6 protein-coding genes and 1 pseudogene are annotated in these 7,223 nt (G+C 69.0%); 5 read left to right on the top strand and 2 right to left on the bottom strand.

Annotated features, from left to right (window positions below; translation table 11 throughout):
* A pseudogene (locus FHD68_RS16515) lies at positions 1 to 334 on the bottom strand (hypothetical protein); the annotation flags it as partial.
* A gap of 160 nt (positions 335 to 494) precedes the next feature.
* Here FHD68_RS16515 and infC point away from each other — a divergent pair.
* The 5 genes from infC (at position 495) to FHD68_RS16490 (ending at position 5,134) form a co-directional block, all read left to right on the top strand.
* Positions 495 to 1,076 (top strand): translation initiation factor IF-3, encoded by a 582-nt coding sequence (gene infC, locus FHD68_RS16510; protein ID WP_425277555.1) that lies wholly within the window; start codon positions 495 to 497, stop codon positions 1,074 to 1,076.
* 74 nt (positions 1,077 to 1,150) lie between these two features.
* Entirely contained in the window at positions 1,151 to 1,630 is a 480-nt protein-coding gene (gene dut / locus FHD68_RS16505) for a dUTP diphosphatase (RefSeq protein ID WP_164871448.1), read from the top strand.
* Positions 1,627 to 2,679, top strand: a complete 1,053-nt coding sequence (locus FHD68_RS16500) for a HesA/MoeB/ThiF family protein (RefSeq protein WP_127898892.1) — start codon at positions 1,627 to 1,629, stop codon at positions 2,677 to 2,679. The genes dut and FHD68_RS16500 overlap by 4 nt, the downstream gene beginning before the upstream one ends.
* A 27-nt stretch (positions 2,680 to 2,706) precedes the next feature.
* Positions 2,707 to 4,731 (top strand): M3 family metallopeptidase, encoded by a 2,025-nt coding sequence (locus FHD68_RS16495; protein ID WP_127898891.1) that lies wholly within the window; start codon positions 2,707 to 2,709, stop codon positions 4,729 to 4,731.
* A 31-nt stretch (positions 4,732 to 4,762) separates the two neighbouring features.
* A complete protein-coding gene (locus FHD68_RS16490; RefSeq protein WP_127898890.1) occupies positions 4,763 to 5,134 on the top strand; it encodes a hypothetical protein in 372 nt (123 codons plus the stop codon).
* A gap of 121 nt (positions 5,135 to 5,255) precedes the next feature.
* On the opposite strand, the gene FHD68_RS16485 is transcribed toward FHD68_RS16490, so the two are convergent.
* On the bottom strand, positions 5,256 to 7,223 hold a 1,968-nt coding region (locus tag FHD68_RS16485), incomplete at its 5' end, for a pyruvate carboxylase (protein WP_139086248.1).

Here is a 7,223-nt window from a genome sequence, read left to right as displayed (position 1 = left end):
CGGTGTCGTTCGATGCGGCGACGGCCTCGGCCGCGGCATCGGCAGCGATGGCGGCGGCGTCGGCGGCCGCGTCGGCTGCGGCATTGGCTGCATCCTGGCTGTCCGTCGCCTCTGTCGCGGGGGCATCGTCCGCGGTTTCCGCGGCTGTCTGTGCGGCGTCGGCGGCATCGTCGGCCAGGCGCGCAGCGTCGCCCGCGACGGTGTCGGGGGCCGCGGTCGGGGCCTCGGGGGCCTGGGCCATCTCAACGGGTTCGTCGGTGCGGCCTTGCATCAGGTATGACGCACCCCCCGCGGCCAGAACCAGAATCACGACGATGGGCAACAGTTTCGGCATCATGGACCCCTGATGTTCACGGCATTTGCACACTCTATGACACAGCCCCCCGCGCCGGAAAAGCGCCGCACCCCCCGATTGCCCCCGGATCGGGTCGCCGCAGGGCCGAATTGCGCCCCGTCCTGATCAATTCCGGTTGAATAATGACGCGGTTGCCCTTATTTTCCTGTCACTTCGCATTGGCCATAAAAGGAGCAACGCCATAGCCCGCCGCCCGCATAACGCACCGCCCCAACGTGACACCGGTCCCCGCACCAACGAACGCATCCGCGTGTCCGAAATCCGCCTGATCGGTCCCGAAGGGGAAAACATCGGCGTCGTGCCGCCGTCGGTCGGCATGCAGATGGCACAGGATGCCGGGCTGGATCTGGTCGAGATTTCGCCGAACGCGGCCCCCCCGGTCTGCAAGGTCATGGACCTCGGCAAGTACAAGTACGAGATGCAGAAACGCGAGGCCGAGGCCCGCAAGAAGCAGAAGGTCATCGAGGTCAAGGAGATCAAGTTCCGTCCGGGAACCGATACTCACGACTATGACGTCAAGATGCGCAGCGTGCTCAAGTTCCTGGAAGGCGGCGACAAGGTCAAGGTGACCCTGCGCTTTCGCGGCCGCGAGATGGCCCACCAGGATCTTGGCCTGGAACTGCTGCACCGCGTCCGCGACGACGTCGGAGAGGCCGGCAAGGTCGAGACCATGCCCAAGCTGGAAGGTCGCCAGATGGTGATGATGATCGCTCCGCGCTGATCCGTTCCGACTGCGACATGCTGAAAGGCCGTGCGGCATTGCCGCGCGGCCTTTTGCATTGCATGGATAGGGGCATGACCCACCAGCCCGTCCTGCGCGTGATGCGCCTTCCCGATGCCGACCCCACCCTTCCGCTGCCGTCCTATCAGACGGCGGGGGCGGCGGGGGCCGACCTGTGCGCCAACCTGGCCCCCGCGGACCGGCTGCAGGGGGTGACCCTGCAGCCGATGGGCCGCGCGCTGATCCCCACCGGGCTGGCGCTGGCCATCCCGCAGGGGTGGGAGGTCCAGGTCCGCCCCCGGTCCGGGCTGGCGCTCAAGCACGGCCTGACCCTGCCCAACAGCCCCGGCACCATCGACTGCGATTATCGCGGCCCCCTGGGGGTGATCGTGCTGAACCTTGGCGATGCGCCGTTCACCATCCGCCACGGCGACCGGATCGCCCAGATGGTCGTGGCCCCCGCGCCGCAGGCCCGGTTCGAACTGGTCGACGCGCTGGACGACACCGTGCGCGGGCAGGGCGGGTTCGGTTCCACCGGGGGGGCGGGGCTATGACCGGCGTCTTCCTGATCGTGATGCTGCTGATTTTGGGCCGGGTGCTGCATCTGCCACGCCAGGTGGTGCTGCTGATGGTGGGGATCCTGTGGGTTGGCATGCTGTCGCTGCAGGTGATCGCGCCGGGCAGCGGTGCCGCCGCCGCCCTTGGTGGCAGCGCGGCGGGCTGGCTGGTTCTGGGCGCGGTGGTGATGCTGGTCATCGGCTATCGCCGGCTGCTGGCGCGACTGCGCGTTCAGGCCACGCCCGCGCCCGCCCCCGTGACCCGCGATGCCGGGCTGTCGGACGCAGAGCTGGACCGCTATGCCCGCCATCTGGTCCTGCACCAGATCGGCGGTGCGGGTCAGATGCGGCTGAAGGACGCGCGGGTGCTGGTCGTCGGGGCAGGGGGGTTGGGCTCGCCCGTCTGCCTGTACCTGGCTGCAGCTGGGGTGGGGCGGATCACGCTGGCGGATGACGACACGGTCAGCCTGTCCAACCTGCAGCGCCAGGTGATCTTTCGCGACGATCTGCGCGGCGAACCCAAGGCCTATGCCGCGGCCGAGGCGATGCTGCGGCTGAACCCGCATCTGGACGTGACGCCCCTGATCCGCCGCATCACCGAAGGCGACAGCGACCTTATCGCGGGACATGATCTGGTCATCGACGGCACCGACAGTTTCGCGGGCCGCGCCGCGATCAACCGGGCCTGCGTGGCGGCGGGCGTGCCCCTGCTTTCGGGCGCCATCGGCCAGTGGGAGGGGCAGGTGACCCTTTTCGACCCGGCCCGCGGCGGGCCCTGCATGGCCTGCCTGTTCCCCGTGGCCCCCGAACGCGACGCCCCCTGCGCCGAGGCGGGCGTGGTCGGCGCGCTGCCCGGCGTGATCGGCAGCCTGATGGCGCTGGAGGCGATCAAGCACCTGACCGGCGCGGGACAGGGCCTGCGCGGCAGGATGATGCTGTTCGACGGCCTTTATGGCGAAACCCGGACGATCGCCTGCGCACAGGACCCGACCTGTCCGGTCTGCGGGGCGCAATCGGCGCTGGAACCCGGCGCGGCGCAACCCTAGGCTGCCTGTCGACGACAGGAGGTCTTGATGAACCCGCAACTGACCCGCTGGACCGGCCCCGAAGGCCTGCCGCGTTTCGACCTGATCCACGACACGGATTTCGCCCCCGCCTTTGACCAGGCGCTGGCCGCGGCCGAAGCCGCGAACGAGGCGATCGCCGCCAACCCCGACGCGCCCGACTTTGCCAACACCATCGCGGCGATGGAGACCGCGGACGAGGATCTGAACCGCGTCCTTTCGGTGTTCTACACCTTGGCCGGGGTCGATTCGAACGACGCGCGCCAGGCGCTGCAGCGTGATTTCGCCCCCAGGCTTGCCGAATACGGCAGCCGGATCAGCATGGATCCGCGTCTGTATGCCCGCGTGCGCGCCGTGGCGGCCGCCGCCGACGGCCTTTCGCCCGAGGATCGGCGCATCACCGAACTGGCGCTGCGCGACCTGACGCGGGCCGGGGCGGGCCTGGACGAGGCGGGCCGTGGCCGCATGGCCCAGATCCGCGCCCGGTTGGCCGTGCTGACCACCGAGTTCACCCAGAACGTGCTGACGGACGAACGTGATTATGTCCTGCCCGTGGCCGACGACGCCCTGGCGGGTCTGCCCGACTGGCTGGTCCGTGCCATGCGGGCGGCGGCGCGCGAGCGCGGCATGACGGGGCAGGTGGTGACGCTGAATCGATCGTTGATCGTGCCTTTCCTGGAACATGCGCAGGACCGCGCGCTGCGCGAGACGGCGTTCCGGGCCTGGACCGCACGGGGGTCGGGTTCGGGGGCAGGCGGCGCGGCGACCGACAACCTGCTGCTGGTCTCCGAGATCCTGGCCCTGCGCCATGAGCGCGCGCAGCTGTTGGGCTATGCCGATTTCGCCAGTTACAAGCTGGAGACGCAGATGGCGGCGACGCCCGACCGCGTGCGCGACCTGCTGTCCCAGGTCTGGACCGCGGCGCGCGCCCGCGCGCTGTCCGATCAGCAGGTGCTGGCCCAAATGCTGCACGAGGACGGCGTCAACGGTCCTCTGGAGGCTTGGGACTGGCGCCTCTATGCCGAACGGCATCGCGCCCGCGCGCATGATTTCGACGCCGATGACGTGGCCCCCTATCTGACGCTGGACGCGATGCTGGGTGCTGTCTTCGACGTCGCGCATCGCCTGTTCGGCCTGGAGTTCCAGCCGCTGGAGGCGCCGCTCTGGGCGCCCGACGTGCGCGCCTGGCGGATCACCCGCGACGGTCAGCTGATGGCCGTCTTTGTGGGCGACTATTTCGCGCGGCCGTCCAAGCGGTCGGGGGCGTGGTGTTCGGCCTTGCAGATGCAGCACAAGATCGGTGACGGTCAGAGGCCGATCGTGGTCAACGTCTGCAACTTCACCCCGCCGGACCAGCCGGGTGGGCCGGCCTTCCTGTCCTGGGACGATGCGCGCACGCTGTTCCACGAATTCGGCCACGCGACGCATCACATCCTGTCGGACGTGACTTGGCCCTCGATCTCGGGGACCTCGGTTGCGCAGGATTTCGTGGAGCTGCCCAGCCAGCTCTATGAACACTGGCTGGAGCAGCCCGCGGTGCTGGATGCCCATGCGCGCCACCATGAGACCGGTGATGTCCTGCCCGCCGATCTGCGCGACCGGATGCTGGCGGCGGGCAAGGCCGGGGCAGGGTTCTCGACCGTGGAATATCTGGAGAGCGCGCTGGTGGACCTGGCCTTCCATGAGGGTGCGCCGGCATCCGACCCGATGGCACGGCAGGCCGAGGTGCTGACGGGGCTGGAGGCGCCGGACGCCATCCCCATGCGTCATGCGACGCCGCATTTCGCGCATGTCTTTGCTGGCGACAGCTATGCGGCGGGCTATTATAGCTACATGTGGTCCGAGGTGATGGACGCGGATGCCTTTGCGGCCTTCGCCGAGACGGGCGACATCTTCGACCCCGCAACGGCGCGGCGGCTGGAAGAGACGATCCTGTCCAAGGGCGGGTCGGCCCCGGCGGATCAGCTGTGGATGGCCTTTCGGGGCCGCATGCCGGGCGTCGATGCCCTGCTGAAAGGGCGCGGGCTGGACTGAGGCCCGCGCGACAGGAAGAAGGAGAAGACCCATGACCCCCATCCTGCCCGCCGCCCTGATGGCGGCGCTGGCCCTCGCGGCCTGCAAGACCGAGACCGGCGGCGGCGCCGTGCCGCCCCCCGCACAGGGCGGCGCTGCGCTGGTCGACGGGACCTATGATCTGCGGGCCGAGGCCTGCGGGGATCCGGCCTCGGAGACGCGGCTGACGCTGGCGGGGGAAAGCTGGCGGTTCTACGAGGCACGCTGCACGCGCAGTGCTGTGGGGGCGGACGGGGCGATGACGCTGAGCTGTTCCAGCGAGGGCATGACGGACACGCGTGCCGTCAGCGCCACGATGGAGGGGGCGGTGCTGCGCCTGACTGATGCGGGCGGCACGCGCCTTTACCAGCGCTGCGACGGTTGAGGGTGTGACGGGCCGGGGCGGGGGTGCCGACCGATGGTCGGCGTGCTGCCGCCCGGGCCTGAGGCGCCGCTGACGCGGCGCGGTCGTGCGGTGCCGGGGCGGCGTCCCCCGGCCCTGCGGCTCATTCGATCTCGACCAGGAGGTCTTTGGCGTCGATCTGCTGGCCGGGGCCGACATGCAGCGCCTTGATGGTGCCGTCGCGGTCGGCGTGCAGGCCGGTCTCCATCTTCATCGCCTCGATCGTCAGCAGCAGATCGCCCTGCTTGACTTGAGCGCCCTGGGCGACGCCGACGGACGCCACGACGCCCGGCATCGGCGCGCCCACATGGCCGGGGTTCGCGGCATCGGCCTTGGGGCGCGCAGCCTGCGCACCGGTGGCGGAGCGGTTCGGAACGCGGACCTGACGCGGTTGGCCGTTCAGTTCGAAGAAGACCTTCATCTGGCCGGTCTCGTCGGTCTCTCCCAGGGTCAGAAGGCGGACCTCCAGCGTCTTGCCCGGGTCGATCTCGACGCTGATCTCGTCGCCCGGCTCCATGCCGTAGAAGAAGGTTCGGGTCGGCAGGGTGCGCACCGGGCCATAGGTCTCATGGCGCTGCATGTAGTCGGTGAAGACCTTGGGATACATCAGGTATCCGTTCAGATCCTCATCGTCGATGGTCTTGCCGTCCAGCATCTCCGACAGTTTGGCACGCTCGGCCTCAAGGTCGACGGGCTCCAGATGGGCACCGGGGCGGTCGGTGATCGGGGTCTCTCCCTTGAGCACCTTGGCCTGGATCGCCCGCGGCCAGCCACCGGGGGGCTGGCCCAGGTTGCCGCGCATCATGTCCACCACCGAATCGGGGAAGGACATGTCGCGGTCGGGGTTCATGACGTACTCGGGGGGCAGGTTCTGGGACACCATCATCAGCGCCATGTCGCCCACGACCTTGGACGACGGCGTGACCTTGACGATGTCGCCGAACATCCGGTTCACGTCGGCATAGGCCTGTGCGACCTCGTGCCAGCGATCCTCCAGACCCATGCTGCGGGCCTGCGATTTCAGGTTGGTGAACTGCCCGCCGGGCATCTCGTGCAGATAGACCTCGGAGGCGGGGGACTGCAGGCCCGATTCGAACGCGGCATAGCTTTCGCGCACGCGTTCCCAATAGTTGCTGATGGCGCGGACGGCGCCGATATCCAGGCCGGTGTCGCGATCGGTCTGGGCCAACGCCTCGACCACGGACCCCAAGGTCGGCTGGCTGGTGTTGCCCGACAGCGCGTCCATCGCGCAATCGACGGCATCGACGCCCGCATCGGCGGCGGCCAGGATCGTGGCACCGCCCATGCCGCTGGTGTCGTGGGTGTGGAAGTGGATCGGCAGGCCGACCTCCTCCTTCAGGGCCTTGATCAGGATGCGGGCGGCGGGCGGCTTCAGCAGGCCCGCCATGTCCTTCAGGCCCAGCACATGCGCGCCCGCGGCCTTCAGTTCCTGCGCGGTTTTCACGTAATACTGCAGGTCGTATTTGGACCGGTCGGGGTCCAGCATGTTGCCGGTATAGCAGACCGTGCCTTCGCAGATCTTGCCCGACTCGATCACGGCGTCCATCGCGACGCGCATGTTCTCGACCCAGTTCAGGCTGTCGAAGACGCGGAACACATCGACCCCGGTCTCGGCGGCCTGCTTCACGAAGAACTGCACCACGTTGTCGGGATAGTTGGTGTAACCCACCCCATTCGACGCGCGCAGCAGCATCTGCGTCATCAGGTTGGGCATCTGCGCACGGATGTCGCGCAGGCGCTGCCAGGGGCATTCCTGCAGGAAGCGGTAGGCCACGTCGAAGGTCGCGCCCCCCCAGCATTCCACGCTGAACAGCTGCGGCAGGTTCGCGGCATAGCTGGGCGCCACGCGGATCATGTCGATCGACCGCATCCGTGTCGCCAGCAGCGACTGATGCCCATCGCGCATCGTGGTGTCGGTGATCAGCAGCTGGGTCTGGGCGGCCATCCAGTCGGCCACGGCCTGGGCGCCCTGGGTCTCCAGCAGCTGGCGGGTGCCGGGCGCGGGGGCGGCCTTTGGGGCGGGCGGGACCGGCGCGCGGGCCTGGGCCGG

The organism is Paracoccus marcusii (assembly GCF_006151785.1).
In the GTDB taxonomy this organism is placed as follows: domain Bacteria; phylum Pseudomonadota; class Alphaproteobacteria; order Rhodobacterales; family Rhodobacteraceae; genus Paracoccus; species Paracoccus marcusii.
Note: the sequence above shows the minus strand (reverse complement) of the source record. Positions and strands in the feature narration are given on the sequence as shown.